Source organism: Streptomyces beigongshangae, from assembly GCF_019710745.1.
GTDB lineage: Bacteria > Actinomycetota > Actinomycetes > Streptomycetales > Streptomycetaceae > Streptomyces > Streptomyces beigongshangae.
Genome location: NZ_JAHKJW010000021.1, coordinates 14,930 through 35,715, shown reverse-complemented (window position 1 = coordinate 35,715; position 20,786 = coordinate 14,930). Strand labels below are relative to the sequence as shown.

Below are 20,786 nucleotides of genomic sequence, written 5' to 3'. Positions count from 1 at the left end.
CGGCCGGTGACCGGGCGGAGGCCTGCGCCGGCCGGCGCCGGACCTGCTCCGCTGGCACATGCCCCGGCGATGCCGGGCCGCCCACGTCTACCGGTGCGGCCCGAGGCGCTCGGGCGGGGTCGTGTAGGGGAGGTCGTCGAGCGGGAGATCGGTGAGGAAGCGCAGTACCAGGTCGGCGTATTCGGCTTCCCGTTCGAGGTGCACCATGTGGTCGGCGTCACGGACGAGGAGAAAGGTCGAACCGGTGATGGCGGCCGCCACGGCGCGGTTCTCGTCCGGTGTGCTGACGTCGTCGTGCTCACCGGTGAACACCAGTGCCCGTACGGTGTCGATGCCGGCCTGCGGGAGCGGATCCCCGTCGAGCAGACGCTGGTGGCAGACGGCGTGGCGGCGGGCCTCGGCCGGAGTGACGCGGACGAACTGCCGGTGCAGCATCCGGGCGACGGTGGACGCCTGGGAGATCCGGTCGCGCAGGGCGGTGTTCACCAGCGCGGCGACGGCGCGGGCCGCGATCTCCTGCGCGCCGGAGTCCGTCAGCGACCCGTCGGCGCCGTCCGCGAGCGCGGCACGCGTACGCCACACCTGCTCGCAGTCGGACACCAGGCGCGGGTTCATCCGGTGCGTGGCGCCGGCCAGGACGAGCCGCGCCACCCGCGCCGGCCGGCTCAGGGCGGCGCGGTAGGCGATCGGCGCCCCGTACGACGCGCCCAGCAGGTTGATCCGGTCGAACCCGAGCCTGTCGGCGACGAGCAGGGCGGCCTCGGCCAGCGCGTCGAAGCCCTGCTCGGCGGGCAGGTCGTCGGCTGTTCCGACACCGGGGAGGTCGACGAACACCAGAGGCATGTGGTCGCTGAGCCTGCGCTCCAGCCGGGGCCAGGCGTACATGTCCTGCAGGGCGCCGCCGAGCAGGACCAGGGGTTCGGTGACCGGCGGCCGGTCCGGGGTGATGACGCGGCAGGCGTAGCGCAGGCCGCGCCACTCCAGGGTGACCAGTTCCTCCTCGACGTGCTCGGGGGCGTTCCATACGGGCGGGTTCCACGCGGGGGCCGTGGTCATCACCGGCTCCCGGCGGCCCGGCTCGCGACGAGGTCGGCCAGGGCGTTGACGGTGGGGGCGCAGGAGAGTTCGTCCTCGGTGAGGAAGAGGCCCATGCGGTCCTCCAGCTGCATCGACAGCACGGTCACGGCCATGGAGTCGATGCCGGCGTCCGCCAGGGTCGCGTCGGCGGTGATCGGCGTGGAGGGCAGCCCGGCCTGGGCCGTGAGGATGCCTTTGATTTCTTCCAGCACGTGCTTCGTTTCCTTACGTTCCTGGGCGGGTGGATCTCTACAGCTCCGCGGTGATGCCCGGCGGCCACACGAGGGTGGTGGCCGCCCAGGCGAGTCCGCTGCCGAAAGCCACAACGAGCACGCGGTGCCCGGGTTTCAGGTGGCCCTCGTCGGCCGCGTGGGCGAGCAGCAGCGGTACGGAGGCCGCCGCGGTGTTCCCGACATGGGCGATGTTGGACGGTGTGCGTCCGGGCGGGATGCCGAGTGCGTCGGCGACGGAGGCGGCGATACGTCCGTTGGCCTGGTGGACGATCAGGCGGTCGACCTCGTCGAGCGCCCATCCCGCGGCCAGTGCCGCCTCCCGGGCGGCCCGGCTCATACGGCGTACCGCGTGCCGGAAGACCTCGTTCCCGCGCATGTGGACGAAGTGGTCGCCCGGGGGCGCGGTGTCCCGCCGGTCACGCCGGCGCGCTCCGCCGGCCGGGATGACGATGGCGTCGGCGAGCGAGCCGTCGCTGCCCCAGACGAAGGGCCCGAGGCAGCCGTCCCGGCCGGGGAGTCCGGCCTCCAGGACGACGGCTCCCGCCCCGTCGCCGAAGAGCGGGGCGGTGGAACGGTCGTCGGGGTCGATGATGGCCGACATCGTCTCCGCGCCCACGACCAGGACCTTCCGGGCGCTGCCCGCGCTGATCAGCCCGGCGGCGACGGCCGACGCGTGCACGAATCCCGCGCATCCCGCGGTGACGTCGAAGGCGACCGCGTCACGCAGCCCGAGCCGGTGGGCGACCGAGGGCGCGGTGGCCGGGCAGTGGTGGTCCGGGGTGGTCGTGGCCAGGACCAGGGCGTCGACGTCCGTCACGCCCGCCGACCGCATCGCCCGCCGCGCGGCGTCCAGGGCCAGGTCCCCCGTGGAGACCGCCGCCTCCGCGCGGCGGCGCTCCCGGATACCGATCCTCTCCCTGATCCACGCGTCGCTGCTGTCCAGCCGGGAGCACAGCTCGTCGTTGGTGACGCGACGGGGAGGAAGATGGGAACCCACGCCCGTCAGCACGGCGGCCGGTCCGCGCGCCGCGGGGAGTTCCGCGCTCGAATCGCTCATTGACCAAGCGTACTTGAGCGGAGGCGGAGAGTTACCGAAGAGATCACGGGGCAGTACGTTCGAGGGTTCGCAAACCATGACGAACGGGTTCATATAGGCTGCGTACGCCGCCGTTTGCGGACCCGTCCCTCCCCAGGAGAGTCTCCCAGTGACCGCAGTGACCCCCGCGACCGCAGTGACCCCGCAGCCCGAACCGGCCGCTCCGCCCGTCGACCAGGTGCCCGGGCGGTCGACCCCGGAAACCGGGGAGTTCTGGGTCGAGCCCGGGCTGTCCGCCGCCGGGGGTCCGACGACCGGCGCGGCGACGACCGGCGCGGCGGGGGACGGAGTCACGGGGAACGGGTCCACCGGGGACGACAGGGCTGGAGCCCGCACGGCAGGGGACGACACGGCCGGGAACGACACGCCCGGGGACGGCGTGCACGCCGATGTCGCGCGGGACGCCCGGGACTTCGGGGCGTACGTGCGGGCCGGCGGCTGGGCGTTCGCGCTGAAGGTGGCGCGCAGCGTGCGGCCCGGCGGGGAGCCGGCGGGAGAGACGCCGAAGGTCTCGGCGAAGGGCTTCGCCGAGCTGGCCGGATGCTCCCCCGAGCGTGTCATGCGGTACTACAAGGCGTGGGACAAGGCGGCCGACGACGGTCTCGTCCCGTACTTCGAGACGCTGGCCCCGGGCCGGGAGATCGAGCTGCCGGACTCCGACGTGTGGCACGCGTACTACAGCTCCCGCTCCAGCGCCTCCTCCGACCGCGGCACGGCGATCACCGCCGCGGCGGAGGCCGAGGGCATCCGCCCGACGAAGGCCCTGGAGGTCGCCGAGAACCCCACCGCACTGCGGGCCGCGATCCTCGCCGACCCCTCCACCGCGCAGACGGCCCGGGCCGCGCTCCTGGACCGCCTCCGGGAAGACCCGGCGCTGCAGACCGAGTTCGCCCGCGACATCGCCCGTACCGACGAGCTGAAGAAGGCGGTGGCCTCCGAGGCGCAGGCGGCCGGCCGTATCGGCTACGTACGCCAGATCGTGGAGAACGGCCAGGTCAAGACCCCCGCCGGGCAGACCATCGACGCCCCCGCCGAACTGCGCGCCGAGGCCGAGCGCCACCTCTCCCTCATCGACGAGCTGGAGGAGGGGGAGGAGACCGGCGAGTGGGCCTCCGACGCGTACGACTCCGTGAAGGACCTCGTCGCCCAGACCATCCGGAGCAACCCCGAACTGCGCCTGCAGGAGCGCCGGACGAAGTTCTACAGCAGCCTGCAGAAGGCGACCAGGGTCTTCGAGGAACTGACCTTCGACGACGTCGAGGACCTCGACACCATCTACGAGGACGACATGCTGCGGCGCCTGGAGGAGCTGCAGGAGGCCGTCACCACCTGCATCACGGCCCTGCGGAAGGCCGCACCGGGCGAGTGAGCACGGCCGCGGCCGGTTCGGGACCGGTGGCCGGGATCCGGCGGTGAACGTCCTGGACCGGGTTCCGCATAGCCACGGGGGCGGTCGACGGAAAAGGAGAAGTGCTCGGCGGCGGGACTCCGCGAGCGGACCTCCACCGGCAGGGGTGTGCACGGTTGGTAATCTGCGCCCATGCCGGAGCCACCCCCTTTCAGCCCCACCGTGACGCTGCTGACGGTCGGCCGGGTGTGGGAGGCATCGTTCACCGAGGCCCTGAAGCCGCTCGGGCTGACCACCCGCAAGTACGGGCTGCTGGGACATGTCCGCGGCACTCCGGGCATCTCGTTCAGCGAGTTGGCCCGGCGCTCACGCATCACCGTGCAGAGCACGCACACCGCGGTGGCGTCGCTCGTCGCCGCCGGACTCGTCGACGACGGGACCGCACACGCCGGTTCCGCGTCGAGCCTGCGGGTCACCGCCGAGGGCGAGTCACTGCTGGCGCGGGCCGCCCAGGTGGTGACCCGTCTCGACACGGAGTTCGCCGCGCGCCACCCGGAGCTGACCGAGGCGCTGCGCACCTGGATGACGCGGGCGGCGTCGGCACCCGACTAACCTTCAGCTAGGCTGAAGGTCATGGAGTCCCCCTTGTCGTTCCTGTCGTTCCTGTCGTTCCCGTCGCTCGCGCACTCCCCCGCCACCGGCGCCCCGCCGCGAGACCCCCTCGCGGTGGCCGACGTACGACGGGAGGCACGCAGCGCATGAGCTTCCGGCACTACTTGCGCCGCCCACCGGCCGTCACCGCCGCCGAGGCCGTCCGCCTCGTCGCGGACGGCGCGCTCGTCGTGGACGTCCGCCGCGCGTTCGAGTGGAACCGGGTGCACATCCCGGGCGCGGTGCACATACCGCTGGAGGAACTGCCGGAACGCTGCCCGGAGCTCCCCGACGACCGTCTGCTCATCGCCTTCTGCACGGGCGGCCTACGGTCCGCCGGTGCGGCGAACCTGCTGGTGGAGAACGGTTTCGACGCGGTCAACATGAGCCGCGGCCTCGTCGACTGGCGCTCCGCCGGCGGCCCGCTCACCACCCGGTGAGTGTCGCTGTCCGTGGGTTGTACGGCGGGATCGCCATGGCGGGGACCGTGCCCGGAGGCGGAGGCTTGGTGTCCGGGGCGTGTCCGGAGCACCGCCGGCCCGGACCGTGTCACGGTCCGGGCCGGCGGCAGGGGCCGTGGCGTCAGGGGGTGATGCGCCACTGCGCGATGTGGCCCACGTCTATCGCCGCCACGTCACGCACCCTCAGTTTCCAGGTGCCTTCGACCGGCTGGGACGAGGCGTCCACCGTGAAGGTCTGGTTCACGTTGTCGGCCGAGCCTCCGTTGCGGTTCAGCAGCGAGTACACGGTTCCGTCGGGGCCCACCAGGTCGACCGTCAGGTCGCCGCGGTAGGTGTGGACGATGTTGACGTACACCTCCGTGGTCGCCGAGGCGTTGCCCGGGCGGCCCGTGATGGTGATGGGTGACTCGACCGCGGCTCCCGCGTCCGGGATGTCGACCCGGGCGCCGTTGGCGTAGATGTGCGCCACCCTCCACTCGAAGGTCTCCGACACCGCCGAGCCCGTGCTGTCGGTGACCTCCACGGTCACCTCGCTGGTGCCGGTGGTGGTCGGGATCCCGGAGATCAGCCCGCTGTCGCCGAGGGTCAGGCCCTCGGGCAGGCCGGTGGCCTCGTAGGACAGCGTCGCGTCCTTGTTGGTGGTGTAGGCGTCGATCTGCAGGGACACCTCCTGGCCTACGCCGGAGGTCTGGTCGGCGATCGGGGCGACGTTGGTGCCGGCCGCGATGCGGTCGCCGACGTTGATGCCCGCCCAGGCGGCGGCGACGGCGAGGTAGGTGTCGCTGTAGGCGCCGAAGAGGTCGGTCGCGGCCTGCAGGGTCGCGGTCCTGGCGCCCGCGTAGTTGGTCGACGAGGTCATGTACGTCGTCAGCGCGCGGTACCAGATGCTCGCCGCGTTCTCGATGCCGATGCCCGTCACGGGGACGCCGTCGTAGGTGGGGCTGTCGTAGGACACCCCGTTGACGGTCTTCGCCCCGCTGCCTTCGGAGAGCAGGTAGAAGAAGTGGTTCGCCGGCCCGGAGGAGTAGTGGACGTCGATACCGCCCAGCGAGGCGTCCCAGTAGTCGCGGGACCGGTTGTCCTTGGAGGGCTTGTCCATGTGGCGCAGCGGGGTGCCGTTGCCGTTGATGTCGATCTTCTCGCCGACCAGGTAGTCGGGGACGTCCGCCTCCAGACCGGCGTCGAACTCCACCGCGGCGGCGAAGATGTCCGAGGTCGCCTCGTTGAGGCCGCCCGACTCACCCGAGTACGTCAGGTTGGCGGTGGCGCTGGTGACGCCGTGGCTCATCTCGTGGGCCGCCACGTCCAGCGAGGTCAGCGGCTTGGCGTTGCCCGAGCCGTCGCCGTACGTCATGCAGAAGCAGGAGTCCTGCCAGAAGGCGTTGACGTAGTTGTTGCCGTAGTGGGCGCGGCTGTAGGCGGCCACGCCGTCGTTGCGGATGCCGTTGCGGCCGTGCACGTCCTTGTAGTAGTCCCAGGTGGCCGCCGCGCCGAAGGCGACGTCCACTCCGGCGGTCTGCCGGTTGCCCGGGGTGCCGTCACCCCAGACATCGTTGTCATCGGTAAAGAGCGTGCCCGTTCCGGACGTTCCCTGGTTCAGGTCGTACGTACGCTGCCCGGCGCGGTCGGGGTCGACGAGCTGGTACGACGAACCGGTCGCCGTACTGCCCACGGGGACCGTGCCGTTGTACTGGCCGTGACCCGTGCCGGTGTGCACGCCCTCGTACTCCGCGGCGACCTTGCCGGTGCTCGCGTCGGTGACGACGTGCAGCTCGCTCGGCGTGCCGTCCTCCTGGACCCCCTCGACGACGGTCTCCCAGGCCAGTACCGGTTTGCCCGCGGCGGCCCAGACGACCAGCCGGGGCTCGCCCTCGACCTCCGCCTTCTCCACGTCGGCCGCCCTGCCGAGCGCCAGCGCCCTGTCGGCGGCGCGGGCCGTGGAGATCTTCGGCGTGGTGGTCGGGACCGTGATGGTGGCACGGGTGCCCTTGGTCGTGGTGGTGGTGCCGTTCTTCTTCCGGTGCACCACGAGGTCGCCGCCGAGGACCGGGAGTCCCGCGTAGGTGCGCTCGTAGCGGGTGTGCGTCGTACCGTCGGCGTCCTTGACGACGTCCTTGACGAGCAGTTTCTCCTCGGCACCGAGCCGCAGGTCCTTCGCGGTGCCACCGGCGTCGGCGGAGGCGCTCCTGATGAGCGCGGTGCGCGCGGCGGGCGACAGGGCGGGCTGGGCGGCGCCCGCACGCGGCGTGGCGACGATGTCCGAGGAACCGGGGTCGGCGGGTGCGGCGGACACGGGTCCGCCCTGGACGGCGAGGGTGAGCAGCGAGGTCGCGGTGGTGAGCGCCAGGACCGCGGCGCGTCTGCGCCTGCGGGCGGAACGGGGGCGCTGGGACAATGTCTTCTCCTCCTGCGACGGCCGGTCCCGGGCGGGGGGCCGGCGGTGAGCGGGCCGGCGCGGTGGGGCCGGTCCGCATGGGGGGTTGGAGCGGGAAGAAGCGCAGCACGAGGGGGCACACGAGGGCGCCGGAGGACTCGGCGGCGCGTGAGACGTGAGGGTGCGGGGGATGTGTGAGTGAGAGGTGGCGCGGTGTGAATGAAGGGTGAACGTTCGACAGCAGAGTGACATCAGGCGCACAGTCTTGTCATGGATGTGACAAGACAACGGCTTGAATTGACCATTGCCTGCTGCGGGTTCCTCAAGGCCGGCACACGTTTTCGGCCGCGCTCCCGGAGGTTGCCGGGTCGGCCGTGGCCGTCCGGACCGGGAGGGCGGTCCGCGTGCCGCGGTGCGGACCGCCCTCCCCGTCAGACCTGCGCCCCGCCCGCCCCGGCCGCCCCGGCCGAGCCGGCCGGCTCGGCCGGCTCGGCCGGCTCGGTCACCCGGCCCGTCCCGGTCCTCTCCGCCACGACCCGGCGGCGGCGGACCGGCACGCCGAGGGTCGGGTGGGCGACGCCCCAGGCCGCACCCCTGCAGACCAGTTCCTTGTAGAACGCGGCGAGCCGGCCGGTCAGGGCCGCACCGACGGACCGGTCGTCGGCGGTGACGTACTGGATCAGACCCTCCGAACGGCCCAGCGAGACGCACTGGTTGTAGTAGCGGATCTTCGAGTCCGGAAGCTTCCCGCCGGTCAGACGCGCCGCGATGACGTCGGCGGCGTGCCAGGCGGCGGGGGTGCCCGAGGCGCACGACATCCGCAGCGGCTTGTCGCCGGGGCCCATCGCCATGGCTGCGTCACCCACGACGTACACGTCCGGGTGCGAGACCGAGCGCATGCTGCCGTCGACCACGATCCGGCCCCCGCCCGTGGTCTCCAGGGCGGTGGCCCGCGCGAGCGGGTGGACGGCGAACCCGGTCGTCCACACGGTGACCGCGGCGGGGATGCCGCGGCCGTCCTCGGTGGTGACGCGGTCGGCCCCGACGCGGGTGACGACGGTCTGCTCGTGCACGGTGACACCGAGGCCGTCGACGACCTTGCGCAGGTGCCCACGGCCCTTCTCCGAGAGCCAGTCGCCGAGCCCGCCGCGGGCGACGAGGGCGACCGCGAGGTCCGGGCGGGCCTCGGCGATCTCCGTCACGGCCTCCAGGCCCGTGAGGCCGCCGCCGACCACGACCACCGGCTGCCCGGCGTCCAGGGCGGCCAGCCGTTCGCGCAGCCGGAGCGCTCCGGGCCGGCTCGCGATCTGGTGGGCGTGCTCGGCGGCACCGGGGACACCCTGGTCGTCCCAGCCGCTGCCGAGGGCGTACACGAGGGTGTCGTACGGGAGGTGCTCGACGGCGGGGCCCGCCCCGGCGCCGCCGTTCGGCTCGACGGTGACGGTCCTGCCCTCGACGTCGACGCCGGTGACCGTGGCGAGCTTCAGCCCGACGCCGGTGCCGGCGAGCATCTCGCGGAGCGGCCGGGTCCTCAGGTCCTGGCCGACCGCGAGCTGGTGCATCCGGACGCGCTCGACGAAGTCGGGCTCGGCGTTGACGAGGGTGATGGCGACGTCGTCACGGTGCAGCCGCCTGGCGAGGCGGCCGGCCGCGACGGCTCCGGTGTATCCGGCGCCGAGAACGATGATGCGGTGCTGCTGCATGTGCTGGCTCCTGTCTGCGCGGGTCGGTCCGACACGTGTCGAGCGCGGTGTCGGACTGTGAACCGGGCAGCACGCCGTTTCCTGACAGGAACCTCGTGTGAAGCGGATCACACAGCCGTGCGGGGGTCCGGGCCGGACCCCCGCACGGCGGTCAGAAGGCGTGGAACAGGGGCTCTCCGTGGTCGGTGGCCGCCCACAGCCCGGTCGCGCGGTCGAGCTTGTCGGGGTTGGCCTGGTTGCGGAACGCGGCGATGCCCTCGGCGGTGACCTCCAGGCACATGACGCCGACGACGCGGCCGTCGACGACCGCCACGACGGCCGGGCCGCCGTTGGCGGTCGTCACGTGGATCCCGGGCGAGCCCCCGACCAGCGCCCGCTTGGAGCGGGCCGGTTTGAACAGGCCCCGTATGAACGTGGCGACCGCGAGCGCGCCCCGGAACGGCTTGGTGCGGGCCGGGACCTGCCCGCCGCCGTCCCCCACCGAGAAGGCGTCGGCGGTGAGCAGCCGGACGAGCGGTTCGGTCCTGCCCGTGGTGGCGGCCGCGAGGAACTCCTCCACGATCCGCCGGGCGGCGGCCCCGTCGATGACGGCGCGGGTCCTGCCGTCCGCCAGGTGCTTCCTGGCGCGGTGGAGGAGCTGCTGGCTGGCGGCCTCGGTGATGCCTAGGATCCCGGCGACCTCCCGGTGCGGGCAGTCGAATGCCTCCCGCAGCACGTAGACCGCCCGCTCGTGGGGGGACAGCCGCTCCATGAGGGTCAGGACCGCGTACGACACCGACTCGCGCTGCTCGGCGGTGTCGGCGGGGCCGAGCATCGCGTCGCCCTCAAGCAGCGGCTCGGGAAGCCACTGGCCCACATAGGTCTCACGCCGCGCACGGGCCGAGGCCAGCAGGTTGAGGCACAGGTTGGTGAGCACCTTCGTCAGCCACGCCTCCAGGACCTCGATCTGCCCGGCGTCGGCGGCCTGCCACCTCAGGAAGGTCTCCTGCACGGCGTCCTCGGCCTCGGCCGCCGAACCGAGCATGCGGTAGGCGATGGCCTCCAGCCGGGGCCTCAGCGCCTCGAACCGGTCCACGTCCTTCACGGTCAGCGGCATGGCCAGGATCCTAGCCGGGCGGCGCGGGACACCCGAGGGGTACCACCGCCGCGGGACGAGTCGGCCGTGGCGGTGGTACGCGGGTCTCAGCACCTGATCTCCTCGATCTTCAGCATGCGCGTGATGACCTTGTCGGGCTCGTCGTCCTCGAAGACCTTCTTCCAGTCGTCGCGCACGAGGCCGTGTCCGCCCATCTGGCCGCGGAGCGTGCGACGGAGGAGGACCTGGCGCGCCTGGAGGAGCACCTGCGGAACATGCGCGGGGCCGGCGGTGACGCCAAGGCGTTCATCGACGCGGACATCGACTTCCACCTGGAGATGGCCCGCATCGCGCGCAACAGCGTGCTGAGCGACATCCTGCACGGCATCCGGGCGCTGCTGCAGGTGCGGAGGGAACGGGCCGGCGACATCGAGGGCACGGTCAGCGGCACGCTGTGCGAGCACGACGCGGTCCTGCGGGCCGTCCGGGCGCGCGCCCCGGAGGCGGCGGACCGGGCGATGGCCGAGCACATGCGGATGGCCAGCCGCCGGCTGCGCGAGTCCGTCGCCAACGAGACCCGGTAGCCGGCCCCGGCCCGGTTCCGGCCGGCCGCGGCCGGCGGACGGGATGCCGGCCGGTCGTGGCTCAGCCCCGCAGCCACACCGCCGTGTCGGAGGGCAGCCCGCCGTCGGGGTCCAGCGGACCGCTGGCGAGCAGGACCTCCGTGTGGTCCGGCAGGACGGCCGGGGTACCGGCCAGGTTCGTCACGCAGATCAGGTCCGGCGAGCGGCGGAAGGCCAGGACGCCGTCGGCGGCGGGCAGCCACTCCAACGGGCCGTCCCCGAGGGCCGGGTCGGCGCGGCGCAGCTCCAGTGCGGCGCGGTAGAGGTTCAGCATGGACCGCGGGTCGGCGGCCTGGCGGTCGGCGGCGTAGCCGGACCAGCCGTCGGGCTGCGGGAGCCAGGGTTCGGTGCGTGAGCCGAAACCGGCGTACGGGGCGTCGGCCTGCCAGGGCAGCGGCACCCGGCAGCCGTCGCGGCCCGGGTCGGTGCCGCCGGAGCGGAAGTGCATCGGGTCCTGGATGCGGTCGCGCGGGATCTCCGCCTCGGGCAGTCCCAGTTCCTCACCCTGGTAGAGGTAGACCGAGCCGGGCAGGGCGAGGGTGAGCAGGGCGGCGGCGCGGGCCCGGCGGGTGCCGAGCTCCAGGTCGGTCGGGGTGCCGAAGGTCTTGGTGGCGAAGTCGAAGGCGGTGTCCCGCCGCCCGTAGCGGGTGACCGTGCGGGTGACGTCGTGGTTGCACAGCACCCAGGTGGCCGGCGCGCCGACCGGGGCGTGTTCGGCGAGGGTGTCGTCGACGGCGGCGCGCAGCCGGACCGGGTCCCAGGGGCAGGACAAGAAGCTGAAGTTGAACGCGGTGTGCAGTTCGTCGGGGCGCAGGTAGCGGGCGAAGCGCTCGGAGTCGGGCAGCCACACCTCGCCGACGAAGACGCCGTCGTACGCGTCGGCGATCCGCCGCCAGGAGCGGTAGATCTCGTGCAGGTCGTCCCGGTCGATGTACGGGTGGGGGTCGCGGCCCTCCACGAAGTCGGGCAGGTCGGGGTGTTTGGCGGGCAGCGCGGCCGAGTCGATGCGCACCCCCGCCACGCCCCGCTCGAACCAGAACCGCAGCACCTCCTCGTGCTCCTCCCGCACGGCGGGGTGGGCCCAGTTGAGGTCGGGCTGCTGCGGGGTGAACAGGTGCAGGTACCACTCGCCGTCCCCGACCCGGGTCCAGGTCGGACCGGAGAACTGCGACGGCCATTCGTTGGGGGGCAGTTCGCCGTGTTCGCCGCGGCCGGGGCGGAAGTGGAAGAGCTTGCGCTCGGGGCTGCCGGGTCCGGCGGCGAGTGCGGCCCTGAACCAGGGGTGCTGGTCGGAGACGTGGTTGGGCACGATGTCGACGATGGTGCGGATGCCGAGGCCGCGGGCCTCGGCGATCAGCCGCTCGGCCTGCTCCAGGTCGCCGAAGGCGGGGTCGACGGTGCGGTAGTCGGCGACGTCGTAGCCGCCGTCGGCGAGCGGGGACAGGTACCAGGGGGTGAACCAGACCGCGTCGACGCCCAGGTCGGCGAGGTAGGGCAATCTCGACCGTACGCCCGCGAGGTCCCCGGTGCCGTCGCCGTCGCCGTCGGCGAAGCTGCGCGGGTACACCTGGTAGACGGCGGCGCCGCGCCACCAGTCGTCGGTGTGGCCGGGGGTCGTGCCGGGCTGGGGGACTGCCACGTGTCGGTCCTTTCGGGGCAGGGGTGGTTCTCCGCCGCCGCCCCGGACGGCGAGACGTCGGGAACGGGGCGGCGGCGGAGGATCGGGGGCACCTCGTGGTGTTCGCCGGGGGTGGTGTTCGCCGGGGCGGTGCCGGTCGGGGGCGGTGCCGGCCGGGAGCGTGCCCGCCGTGGGCGGGGCCCGGACGGGGTGTGCTCGGTCAGCCCTTGAGGCCGCCCGCCGTCAGTCCGCTCATGATGTTGCGCTGGAAGACGAGGAAGAGGAGGAGTGTGGGCAGGGACGCGATGGTCAGCGAGGCGATCAGCACGTTCTCGGGCACGCTGGTGGCGAGCGAGTAGATGCCGACGGCCAGGGTCTGCCGTGACGGATCGGGCAGGACCAGCATCGGCCAGAGGAAGTCCTTCCAGACGCCGACGACGGCGAAGATGGACACGACGCCGAGGATGGGCCGGGAGACCGGCAGCACGATGGACCACAGGACGCGCAGCGGGCCGGCGCCGTCCATCGCCGCCGCGTCGAGCAGTTCCTTGGGGATCGAGTCGAAGAACCGCTTGAGCAGGAAGATGCTGAAGGCGTTGGTGACCGACGGGAGCCAGATCGCCCAGGGCGAGTCGAGCAGGTTGCGCTCGACGATCGGCACGTCCAGCACGGTGAGGTACTGCGGTACGACGAGGACGGTGGCCGGGATCATCAGGGTGGCGAGCATCAGACCGAGGATCGCCTTGCCGAGGACGGGCCGCAGCCTGGACAGCGAGTAGGCGGCGGCCACGTCCAGCACCAGTTGGAAGGCGAGCGCGCCGAACGCGTAGTAGAGGGTGTTCAGCAGGAGTTTCGCCAGGTCCATCACCTCCCAGGCACGCCGGTAGTTCTCCGGGTGGACGGAGCCCGGCACCCAGGTGGGCGGGGTCTGGACGGCCTCCTGGGTGGTCTTCAGCCCGCCGGACACCATCCAGTACAGCGGGCCGAGGAAGGCCAGCGTGAACAGGACGACGACCAGTGCGAAGCACACCCAGTACAAGACCTTCCCGCGGGGGCGGGCCAGTTGGGCGGGTGAGATGAGCGTACGAGTGGACATGTGCCTGTCTCCCCGGTCCTAGTCCTGGTCGGCGCGGTTCAGCTTGGTGTACACGGCCGAGAAGCCGGCCAGGAGGACGAGCAGGAGCAGGCCGAGCGCCGCCGCGGCGCCGTAGTCGTTGAAGTTGAAGGCGTACTGGTAGATCAGGTACACGACGGTGGTGGTGGACCCCTCGGGGCCGGCGCCGCCGGTGAGCAGGAACGGCTCGATGAAGACCTGCATGGTGGCGATGATCTGCATGAGGAGCATCAGCAGCAGGATGAGCCTGGTCTGCGGGACGGTGACGTGCCACACCTTGCGCAGCAGCCCCGCGCCGTCGAGTTCGGCGGCCTCGTACAGCTCACCCGGTACGCCCTGGAGCGCGGCGAGGTAGATCAGTGTGGCGCCGCCCATGTTCATCCAGGTCGAGGCGACGACCACGGAGAGCATCGCGGTGTCCGGGTCCTGGAGCCACTGCCGGGCGGGGACGCCGAAGACGCCGAGCACCTCGTTGAACATGCCGTACCCGGGGTCGTACAGGTACTTGAAGAGCAGGACCGACGCGGTCGGCGGGAGCATCACGGGCAGGTAGACCAGGAGCCTCAAGTAGCCCTGACCGTGCCGGAACTCATTGATGACCAGGGCCGTGAGGAAGGGCACGACGAAGCCGAGGAGCAGTGCCAGGACGGTGAACCACAGGGTGTTGCGCCATGCCTGGCCGAAGGCCGGGTCGTTCCAGACGGTGGTGAAGTTGTCCCAGCCCACCCAGCTGACGCGGCCGTCCTCGGTCTTCTGGAAGGCGAGGAGGAACTCCCGGACGATCGGGTACCAGGAGAAGAAGGCGAAGCACAGGACCGCGCCGATGAGGAAGCCGTGGGCGGTGAGGTTGCGGCGCAGGGCCTTGCCGAACCCGCCGCCCCTCGGGTGCGGGGCACGGTCGCGGGGGCGGCGGTCCCCGACCGCCGGGTCCTTCATGAGGGTGGGGGCCGACATGGTCGCTCCTTGACGTGCTGCGGCGGCGCGCGGGCGGTGCGGGCGAACCGCCCGGCCGCCGTACGGTCACCGGGTGGCGAGGACCTTGTCGACCTGCGACTCGGCGGTGGACAGGAGCTTGTCGATGTCGGCATCCTCGTCGGTGAGGATGCCGGACATGACGTTGTCGAGGACCTTGTAGATCTCCTGGGCCCTGGGCGGCTCGGCCTTGCCGGGGACCGGGTCGTCGGTGAATGCCTTGAAGTTCTCCACCGGCATGGTGGCGAACTTCCTGCGGGCGGCGTCGTCCCTGGCCTTGGAGCCGTTCAGCCACAGGTTGGGCTGCGGGAGTCCGACGGGGAGGTCGTCGGCCTTGTGGCGCTCCCAGTCGTACTGACCCTTGCCGACCGTGGTGAACCTGAAGTTCAGCCAGGCGACGGCGGCCTTCACCTTGTCGGCCGAGATGCCCTGCTTGATCATGTAGTTGTTGCCGCCGGCCAGGGTGTTCTCGCCGCCCGGGATCGGCCCCATGCCGAAGTTCCCGTACTCGGCTCCCAGTTGCTGGACCATGTACGTGACGTCGTCCGGCGCGGCGAGGAACATGCCCAGCTTGTCGGTGGCGATCTGCTTCTGGAGGTCGCCCCACTTCAGCAGCTGGGTCTTTCCCATGGAGTCGTCGTCCCAGCGCATGGCGTGCAGGTTCTTGGCTACCTGCCTGCCGATGTCGCTGTTGAAGGCGGCCTTCCTGCCGCTCGCGTCGACGACGTCGCCGCCGAGGCTGTACACCTGCGCGGTGAAGTGCCAGCCGCCGGTGTTGGCCGCGCTGTACTCGCCGAAGCCGGCGACGCCGCCGCCGAGGCCGGCGATCCTCCTGGCCGCGCCGCGGACCTCGTCCCAGGTCCTCGGCGGGGCGTCCGGGTCGAGGCCGGCCTGCGTGAAGAGCTTGCGGTTGATGAGCAGACCCATGCGGTAGTTGCTGGTGGGCAGGCCGTAGAGCTTGCCGTCCTTCTTCAGCGAGCCCAGGACCTCCGGGTCGATGTCCTCGATCAGCGGGACGGTCCTGTCGTTGACGTACGCGGTGATGTCCTGGGCGCCGTCGTTGTCGAGGACCTGCGGCAGGTCGGTGAAGTAGGTGTAGAACACGTCGGGCTGGGACTTGGCCTTGAGCATGGCGGTGAAGCGCGGCGGCTCCAGGCACTGGCCCGGTGTGGAGCGGCCCTCGACGGTGACGTTCGGGTACTTCCGGTTGAACTCCTCGACGTCCTCGTTCCACTGCCTGAGCTCGGCCGCCTTCGCCGCGGGGGGCATGCAGTCGATGGTGATGGTCACCTTGGTCTTCGGGTCCAGCGGTGCGGCGGGGTCGGTCTTCGCGCCGGTGCCGGAACCGTTGCCGTCGTCGCCGCTGCTGCTCGTGCCGCAGGCGGCGAGCGCCGTCAGCGTGAGCGCGGCGGCGAGGGTGACCGTGCCGGCACGGCGGGTGCGGCGGAACCGAGCTCTGATCATGGGTGGTCCCCTTCGGGCATGAACATGGAGGGCGCCCTCATCGCCGGTGCGATGCGGGGCGCCGCACACTCAACCACCGTGAACAGATGACTGCAATATCTGGCGCAGCTTTAGTAAATGTCTGACAGTGAAACGCATACGGGTGATCTCAGCGGAGCGCCCGCACGCAAGCGAAAGCGCGGTACGGCCGGGTCCGGCCGTACCGCGCCCGGGTCGTACGCCCTACCCCCGGGGCGCCTGCGCCGTCGAGCCGCGGACCACCAGCTCCGGATCGAACAGGAGCTCGCCGGGCTGGACCTCGGCGCCCTGGATCTGGGCGCACAGCAGGTCCACGGCGGCCCGGCCCATGGCCTCGACGGGCTGGCGCACCGTGGTCAGCGGGGGTTCGGTGCAGTTCATGAAGGCGGAGTCGTCGAAGCCGACGACGGAGACCTGCTCGGGGACCGCGAGGCCGCGCCTGCGCGCCGCGCGGACGGCGCCCAGGGCCAGCGGGTCGCTCGCGCAGATCACACCGGTGACACCGCGTCCCAGCAGCCGGGTCGTCGCCGCCTGGCCGCCTTCCAGGGAGAACATCGACCGCTCCACCCGGTCCTCGGGCAGGGACCCTCCGGCGGCCTCGGCGGCCGCCCGGGCGGCGGCCAGCTTGCGCCGGGAGGGGATGTGGTCGCGCGGACCGAGGACCACGCCGATGCGCTCGTGCCCCAGGAGGGTGAGGTGGCGCCACGCCTGCTCGACCGCGACGGCGTCGTCGCAGGAGACGCAGGGGAAGTCGAGTCCCTCGACGGGGGCGTTGACCAGCACGACCGGGATGCGCCGCTCGGCGAGCCGCCGGTAGTGGTCGTGCTCCGCGTCCGCCTGGGCGAACAGGCCGCCGGCGAACACCACTCCGGAGACGTGCTGCTGGAGGAGCAGTTCGACGTAGTCCGCCTCGGAGACACCGCCCTTGGTCTGGGTGCACAGCACCGGGGTGAGCCCCTGCTGCGCCAGCGCGCCGCCGATGACCTCGGCGAACAGCGGGAAGATCGGGTTCTGCAGCTCGGGCAGCACCAGGCCGACCAGTCGCGCGCGCTCGCCGCGCAGCTGGGTGGGGCGCTCGTAGCCGAGGACGTCCAGCGCGGTGAGCACGGACTGCCTGGTGGCGTCCGAGACCCCGGGCTTGCCGTTGAGGACCCGGCTGACCGTGGCCTCGCTGACCCCCACTTTCCTGGCTACCTGCGCAAGTCGTCGCGTCATGGGCGCAAGGCTAGCGCAAGCCGCGCAAGCGCTTGCGCCAACCGCTTACGCGCGAACGGTCGCAAAAACGCAAGTGGACCGCAGGCAGTGCAAACCGTTTTCACCCCAACCACCGCTGCCGCCGCGACCGTTGACAAAGCGGAGGCGGACTAGAAACCTGTGGACACAGTTTCCGCAAAGAATTGACTGATCGACTCAATTTATGTGCAACGTCGGTGCATTCCTCGACGGACGCTCCCTCCCCTCTCGGAACGCTCCCCCACGGAACAGAGGACCCCCATGAGATGGAGACCCCTCGGCCGCCGGTCGCTGACCGGTGCCGTCATAGCCGCGCTCATGACGACCGGGCTGGTACCGCTGGCCCTCACATCGGACGCCCAGGCCGCCTCGCGGGCCGGGACCGGACGGACGAAGGCGGCCGACGTCAACCTCGCGCTCGGCCGGCCGGCCACCGCGGGCGGCGCGAACGGCGCGTACACCGCCGGGAACGTCACCGACGGTGCCCAGGCGTCCTACTGGGAGGGGCCCGCCGGGTCCTTCCCGCAGTGGGTGCAGGTCGACCTCGGCGCGGTGCGCACGGTGGACCGGGTGGTGCTCAAACTGCCCGCCGCCTGGGAGGGCCGCAGCCAGACACTCTCGGTGCAGGGCAGCACCGACGGCTCCACCTTCCGCACGCTCGCCGCCGCCGCGGGCCGGGCGTTCGACCCGGCGCGGGCCAACACCGTCCCGGTCGACCTCGCCTCCCCCGCCGGGACGCGCCACGTTCGCGTGCACATCACCGGGAACACCGGCTGGAACGCCGCCCAGCTCTCCGAGCTGGAGGTGCACGGTGACGACGGCGGCACCACGCCGCCTCCCCCGGGCACCAACCTGGCCCGCAACAAGCCGGCCGAGGCGACCTCCTCGGTCCACGGCTTCGTCGCCGCCAACGCCACCGACGACTCCACCTCCACCTACTGGGAGGCGGCCGGCCACCCCTCCGACCTCACCGTCAGGCTCGGCGCCGACGCCGACGTCGACGCCGTGGTGGTCAAGCTCAACCCGGACCAGGTGTGGGGAGCCCGCACCCAGGCCGTCCAGGTGCTCGGCCGGGCGAACGCGGCGAGCGGCTTCACCTCGCTGCGCGACCGCGCCGACTACGCCTTCAGCCCCGCCAGGGACGACAACTCGGTGACCATCCCGGTCACCGGCCGCGTGTCCGACGTACGGCTGCGGTTCTTCTCCAACACCGGGGCGCCCGGCGGCCAGGTCGCCGAGTTCCAGGTCGTGGGGACCGCGGCGCCCGCGCCCGACCTGACCGTCACGGGGCTGGACTGGACGCCCGCCTCGCCGTCCGAGCGGGACGCGGTGACCGTGAACGCGGTCGTCCGCAACGCGGGCACGGCACGCTCGGCCGCCACGGCCGTCGAGGCCGGCCTGGAGGGCACGGTCGCCGGCAGCGGCAACGTCCCCGCGCTCGACCCGGGCGCCTCCGCCACCGTGGCCGTCGCGGCCGGCACCCGTCCGGCCGGTGACTACGCGGTCTCCGCCGTGGTCGACCCGCGCGGCACGGTCGCCGAACTCGACGACGGGAACAACAGCCGCACCGCGGCGACCCGGCTGGTCGTCGGCCGGGCTCCCGGGCCGGACCTGGAGGTGGGGTCCATCACCACCAGTCCGGCGAACCCGGCCGTAGGCTCGTCCGTCTCCTTCACCGTGGCCGTGCGCAACCGCGGCACCAGCGCCGCCGCGGCCGGTTCCGTGACCAGGCTCCAGGCCGGCTCCACCACGCTCGACGGCACCACCGGCCAGGTGGCGGCCGGGGCCACGGCGAACGTGGCGATCAGCGGGACGTGGACGGCGACCGCGGGCGGGGCGACCCTGACCGCGACCGCCGACGCCACCGGAGCGGTGGACGAGACCGACGAGAACAACAACGTGCTCGCCAAGTCCCTCGTCGTCGGCCGGGGCGCCGCCGTCCCGTACACCGAGCTGGAGGCGGAGAACGGGCGCTACCAGGGCACCCTCCTCACCGCCGACGCCAAGCGGACCTTCGGGCACACCAACTTCGCCACCGAGTCCTCGGGCCGCGAGTCCGTCCGCCTCGGCTCGACGGGTCAGTTCGTCGAGGTCACCTCCACCGCGCCGGCCAACTCCGTCGTGGTGCGCAACTCGATCCCGGACGCGGCGGGCGGCGGCGGGGCGCAGGCGACCATCAGCCTGTACGCGAACGACACCTTCGTACGGAAGCTCGACCTGTCGTCGAAGCACAGCTGGCTGTACGGGAGCACCGACGACCCCGAGGGGCTGACCAACACCCCCGGCGGCGACGCCCGGCGCCTCTTCGACGAGTCGCACGCGCTGCTGGCGCAGACCTACCCGGCCGGCACCAGGTTCCGGTTGCAGCGGGACGCGGGCGACACGGCCGCGTTCTACGTCATCGACCTCGTCGACCTGGAGCAGGTCGCGCCCGCGGCCGCCAAGCCGGCGAACTGCACGTCCATCACGGAGTACGGGGCCGTCCCGAACGACGGGCTCGACGACACCGACGCCCTCCAGCGGGCGGTCACCGCCGACCAGAACGGCCAGATCTCCTGCGTGTGGATCCCGGCCGGCCAGTGGCGCCAGGAGCAGAAGATCCTCACCGACGACCCGCTGAACCGCGGCCAGTACAACCAGGTCGGCATCCGGGACGTCACCATCAGGGGCGCGGGCATGTGGCACTCCCAGCTCCACACGCTCACCCCGCCCCACCAGGCCGGTGGCATCAACCACCCGCACGAGGGCAACTTCGGCTTCGACATCGACCACAACACCCAGATCTCCGACCTCGCCATCTTCGGCTCGGGCACCATCCGCGGCGGCGACGGCAACCACGAGGGCGGGGTGGGCCTCAACGGCCGCTTCGGCAAGGGCACCAGGATCACCAATGTGTGGATCGAGCACGCCAACGTCGGTGTGTGGGCGGGCCGCGACCACTCCAACATCCCCGAGCTGTGGGGTCCCGGCGACGGGCTGGAGTTCTCCGGCGTACGCGTCCGCAACACCTATGCGGACGGCATCAACTTCGCCAACGGCACCCGCAACTCCACCGTGTACAACTCGTCCTTCCGCAACACCGGCGACGACGCGCTCGCCGTCTGGGCCAGCAAGTACGTGAAGGACACCTCGGTGGACGTCGGCCACGACAACCACTTCCGCAACAACACGGTCCAGCTGCCGTGGCGGGCCAACGGCATCGCGGTGTACGGCGGTCACGGCAACACCATCGAGAACAACGTGATCGCGGACACGATGAACTACCCGGGCATCATGCTGGCCACGGACCACGACCCGCTCCCGTTCTCGGGCCGGACCCTCATCGCGGGCAACGCCCTGCACCGCACGGGCGGCGCGTTCTGGAACGAGGACCAGGAGTTCGGCGCCGTCACGCTCTTCGCGCAGGGGCAGGACATCCCGGGGGTGACCATCCGTGACACCGAGATCCTCGACTCGACGTACGACGGCATCCAGTTCAAGACGGGCGGCGGCGCGATGCCGGGCGTGCGGATCACCGACGTCCGGATCGACGGGTCCCGCAACGGCTCCGGCATCCTCGCGATGAGCGGGGCCCGCGGCAGCGCCACCCTGACGAACGTCACGATCACCGACTCGGCGGAAGGGAGCGTACGCATCGAGCCGGGTTCGCAGTTCACCGTCACCGGCGCACCGGTCGGGGCGTCGGCCGCGCGGCTGAACCGCTGACCCCGGACCACCGGACCCGCA

General features: G+C 72.0%; 16 protein-coding genes and 1 pseudogene. 6 read left to right on the top strand and 11 right to left on the bottom strand.

What is annotated here, in order from left to right; all coding sequences use genetic code 11:
* Positions 1-87: 87 nt before the first annotated feature.
* The 3 genes from KM933_RS18275 to KM933_RS18265 are packed head-to-tail and all read right to left on the bottom strand — an operon-like array spanning position 88 to position 2,367.
* A complete protein-coding gene (locus tag KM933_RS18275) occupies positions 88-1,056 on the bottom strand; it encodes an alpha/beta fold hydrolase (protein ID WP_221353461.1) in 969 nt (322 codons plus the stop codon).
* On the bottom strand, positions 1,056-1,289 hold the full coding sequence (locus KM933_RS18270) for an acyl carrier protein (protein WP_221353459.1): 234 nt from the start codon (positions 1,287-1,289) through the stop codon (positions 1,056-1,058). Before KM933_RS18270 ends, KM933_RS18275 begins: the two co-directional genes overlap by 1 nt.
* Before the next feature lie 37 nt (positions 1,290-1,326).
* Positions 1,327-2,367 (bottom strand): beta-ketoacyl-ACP synthase III, encoded by a 1,041-nt coding sequence (locus KM933_RS18265; RefSeq protein WP_221353457.1) that lies wholly within the window; start codon positions 2,365-2,367, stop codon positions 1,327-1,329.
* 418 nt (positions 2,368-2,785) lie between these two features.
* Between KM933_RS18265 and KM933_RS18260 the strand changes: the two genes are divergently transcribed.
* The 4 genes from KM933_RS18260 (at position 2,786) to KM933_RS18250 (ending at position 4,845) form a co-directional block, all read left to right on the top strand.
* Positions 2,786-3,775: a hypothetical protein gene (locus KM933_RS18260; protein WP_430727338.1), complete on the top strand. Its 990-nt coding sequence runs from the start codon at positions 2,786-2,788 to the stop codon at positions 3,773-3,775.
* 171 nt (positions 3,776-3,946) lie between these two features.
* A complete protein-coding gene (locus KM933_RS18255) occupies positions 3,947-4,366 on the top strand; it encodes a MarR family winged helix-turn-helix transcriptional regulator (RefSeq protein ID WP_221353453.1) in 420 nt (139 codons plus the stop codon).
* Between the two features lie 21 nt (positions 4,367-4,387).
* A complete protein-coding gene (locus tag KM933_RS39390) occupies positions 4,388-4,516 on the top strand; it encodes a hypothetical protein (RefSeq protein ID WP_260333748.1) in 129 nt (42 codons plus the stop codon).
* The gene (locus tag KM933_RS18250; RefSeq protein WP_221353451.1) at positions 4,513-4,845 is read left to right on the top strand and encodes a rhodanese-like domain-containing protein; all 333 of its coding nucleotides are present in this window, start codon (positions 4,513-4,515) and stop codon (positions 4,843-4,845) included. The genes KM933_RS39390 and KM933_RS18250 overlap by 4 nt, the downstream gene beginning before the upstream one ends.
* 142 nt (positions 4,846-4,987) lie before the next feature.
* Here KM933_RS18250 and KM933_RS18245 read toward each other — a convergent pair whose 3' ends face one another.
* The 3 genes from KM933_RS18245 to sigJ all read right to left on the bottom strand — a co-directional run bounded on the left by KM933_RS18245 (position 4,988) and on the right by sigJ (position 10,039).
* Complete coding sequence (locus tag KM933_RS18245; RefSeq protein WP_260333747.1) at positions 4,988-7,261, bottom strand: M4 family metallopeptidase; 2,274 nt, start codon at positions 7,259-7,261, stop codon at positions 4,988-4,990.
* Positions 7,262-7,671: 410 nt separating this feature from the next.
* Entirely contained in the window at positions 7,672-8,943 is a 1,272-nt protein-coding gene (locus KM933_RS18240; protein WP_221353447.1) for an NAD(P)/FAD-dependent oxidoreductase, read from the bottom strand.
* Positions 8,944-9,094: 151 nt separating this feature from the next.
* The gene (gene sigJ / locus KM933_RS18235; RefSeq protein ID WP_221353444.1) at positions 9,095-10,039 is read right to left on the bottom strand and encodes an RNA polymerase sigma factor SigJ; all 945 of its coding nucleotides are present in this window, start codon (positions 10,037-10,039) and stop codon (positions 9,095-9,097) included.
* 170 nt (positions 10,040-10,209) lie between these two features.
* Here sigJ and KM933_RS18230 point away from each other — a divergent pair.
* Positions 10,210-10,602: pseudogene (locus KM933_RS18230) on the top strand (FadR/GntR family transcriptional regulator); the annotation flags it as partial.
* Positions 10,603-10,663: 61 nt separating this feature from the next.
* Here the strand turns inward: KM933_RS18230 and KM933_RS18225 are convergent.
* From KM933_RS18225 to KM933_RS18205, 5 genes are all read right to left on the bottom strand, one after another.
* Entirely contained in the window at positions 10,664-12,280 is a 1,617-nt protein-coding gene (locus KM933_RS18225; protein WP_221353440.1) for a glycoside hydrolase family 13 protein, read from the bottom strand.
* Positions 12,281-12,479: 199 nt separating this feature from the next.
* A complete protein-coding gene (locus KM933_RS18220) occupies positions 12,480-13,355 on the bottom strand; it encodes a carbohydrate ABC transporter permease (protein ID WP_221353438.1) in 876 nt (291 codons plus the stop codon).
* Between the two features lie 18 nt (positions 13,356-13,373).
* Positions 13,374-14,327, bottom strand: coding sequence for a carbohydrate ABC transporter permease (locus KM933_RS18215; RefSeq protein ID WP_221353436.1), 954 nt, complete (start codon positions 14,325-14,327; stop codon positions 13,374-13,376).
* 66 nt (positions 14,328-14,393) lie between these two features.
* Complete coding sequence (locus KM933_RS18210) at positions 14,394-15,809, bottom strand: ABC transporter substrate-binding protein (RefSeq protein WP_221353433.1); 1,416 nt, start codon at positions 15,807-15,809, stop codon at positions 14,394-14,396.
* 222 nt (positions 15,810-16,031) lie between these two features.
* Positions 16,032-17,042, bottom strand: a complete 1,011-nt coding sequence (locus KM933_RS18205) for a LacI family DNA-binding transcriptional regulator (RefSeq protein WP_221353431.1) — start codon at positions 17,040-17,042, stop codon at positions 16,032-16,034.
* A gap of 279 nt (positions 17,043-17,321) precedes the next feature.
* Between KM933_RS18205 and KM933_RS18200 the strand changes: the two genes are divergently transcribed.
* Complete coding sequence (locus KM933_RS18200; protein WP_221353429.1) at positions 17,322-20,765, top strand: CARDB domain-containing protein; 3,444 nt, start codon at positions 17,322-17,324, stop codon at positions 20,763-20,765.
* Positions 20,766-20,786 lie beyond the last annotated feature (21 nt).

Coding starts and splice junctions, on each gene's coding strand:
- KM933_RS18275 (WP_221353461.1), bottom strand. CDS start 1,056: ATGACCACGGCCCCCGCGTGGAACCCGCCCGTATGGAACGCCCCCGAG.
- KM933_RS18265 (WP_221353457.1), bottom strand. CDS start 2,367: ATGAGCGATTCGAGCGCGGAACTCCCCGCGGCGCGCGGACCGGCCGCC.
- KM933_RS18255 (WP_221353453.1), top strand. CDS start 3,947: ATGCCGGAGCCACCCCCTTTCAGCCCCACCGTGACGCTGCTGACGGTC.
- KM933_RS39390 (WP_260333748.1), top strand. CDS start 4,388: ATGGAGTCCCCCTTGTCGTTCCTGTCGTTCCTGTCGTTCCCGTCGCTC.
- KM933_RS18250 (WP_221353451.1), top strand. CDS start 4,513: ATGAGCTTCCGGCACTACTTGCGCCGCCCACCGGCCGTCACCGCCGCC.
- KM933_RS18240 (WP_221353447.1), bottom strand. CDS start 8,943: ATGCAGCAGCACCGCATCATCGTTCTCGGCGCCGGATACACCGGAGCC.
- sigJ (WP_221353444.1), bottom strand. CDS start 10,039: ATGCCGCTGACCGTGAAGGACGTGGACCGGTTCGAGGCGCTGAGGCCC.
- KM933_RS18220 (WP_221353438.1), bottom strand. CDS start 13,355: ATGTCCACTCGTACGCTCATCTCACCCGCCCAACTGGCCCGCCCCCGC.
- KM933_RS18215 (WP_221353436.1), bottom strand. CDS start 14,327: ATGTCGGCCCCCACCCTCATGAAGGACCCGGCGGTCGGGGACCGCCGC.
- KM933_RS18210 (WP_221353433.1), bottom strand. CDS start 15,809: ATGATCAGAGCTCGGTTCCGCCGCACCCGCCGTGCCGGCACGGTCACC.
- KM933_RS18205 (WP_221353431.1), bottom strand. CDS start 17,042: ATGACGCGACGACTTGCGCAGGTAGCCAGGAAAGTGGGGGTCAGCGAG.
- KM933_RS18200 (WP_221353429.1), top strand. CDS start 17,322: ATGAGATGGAGACCCCTCGGCCGCCGGTCGCTGACCGGTGCCGTCATA.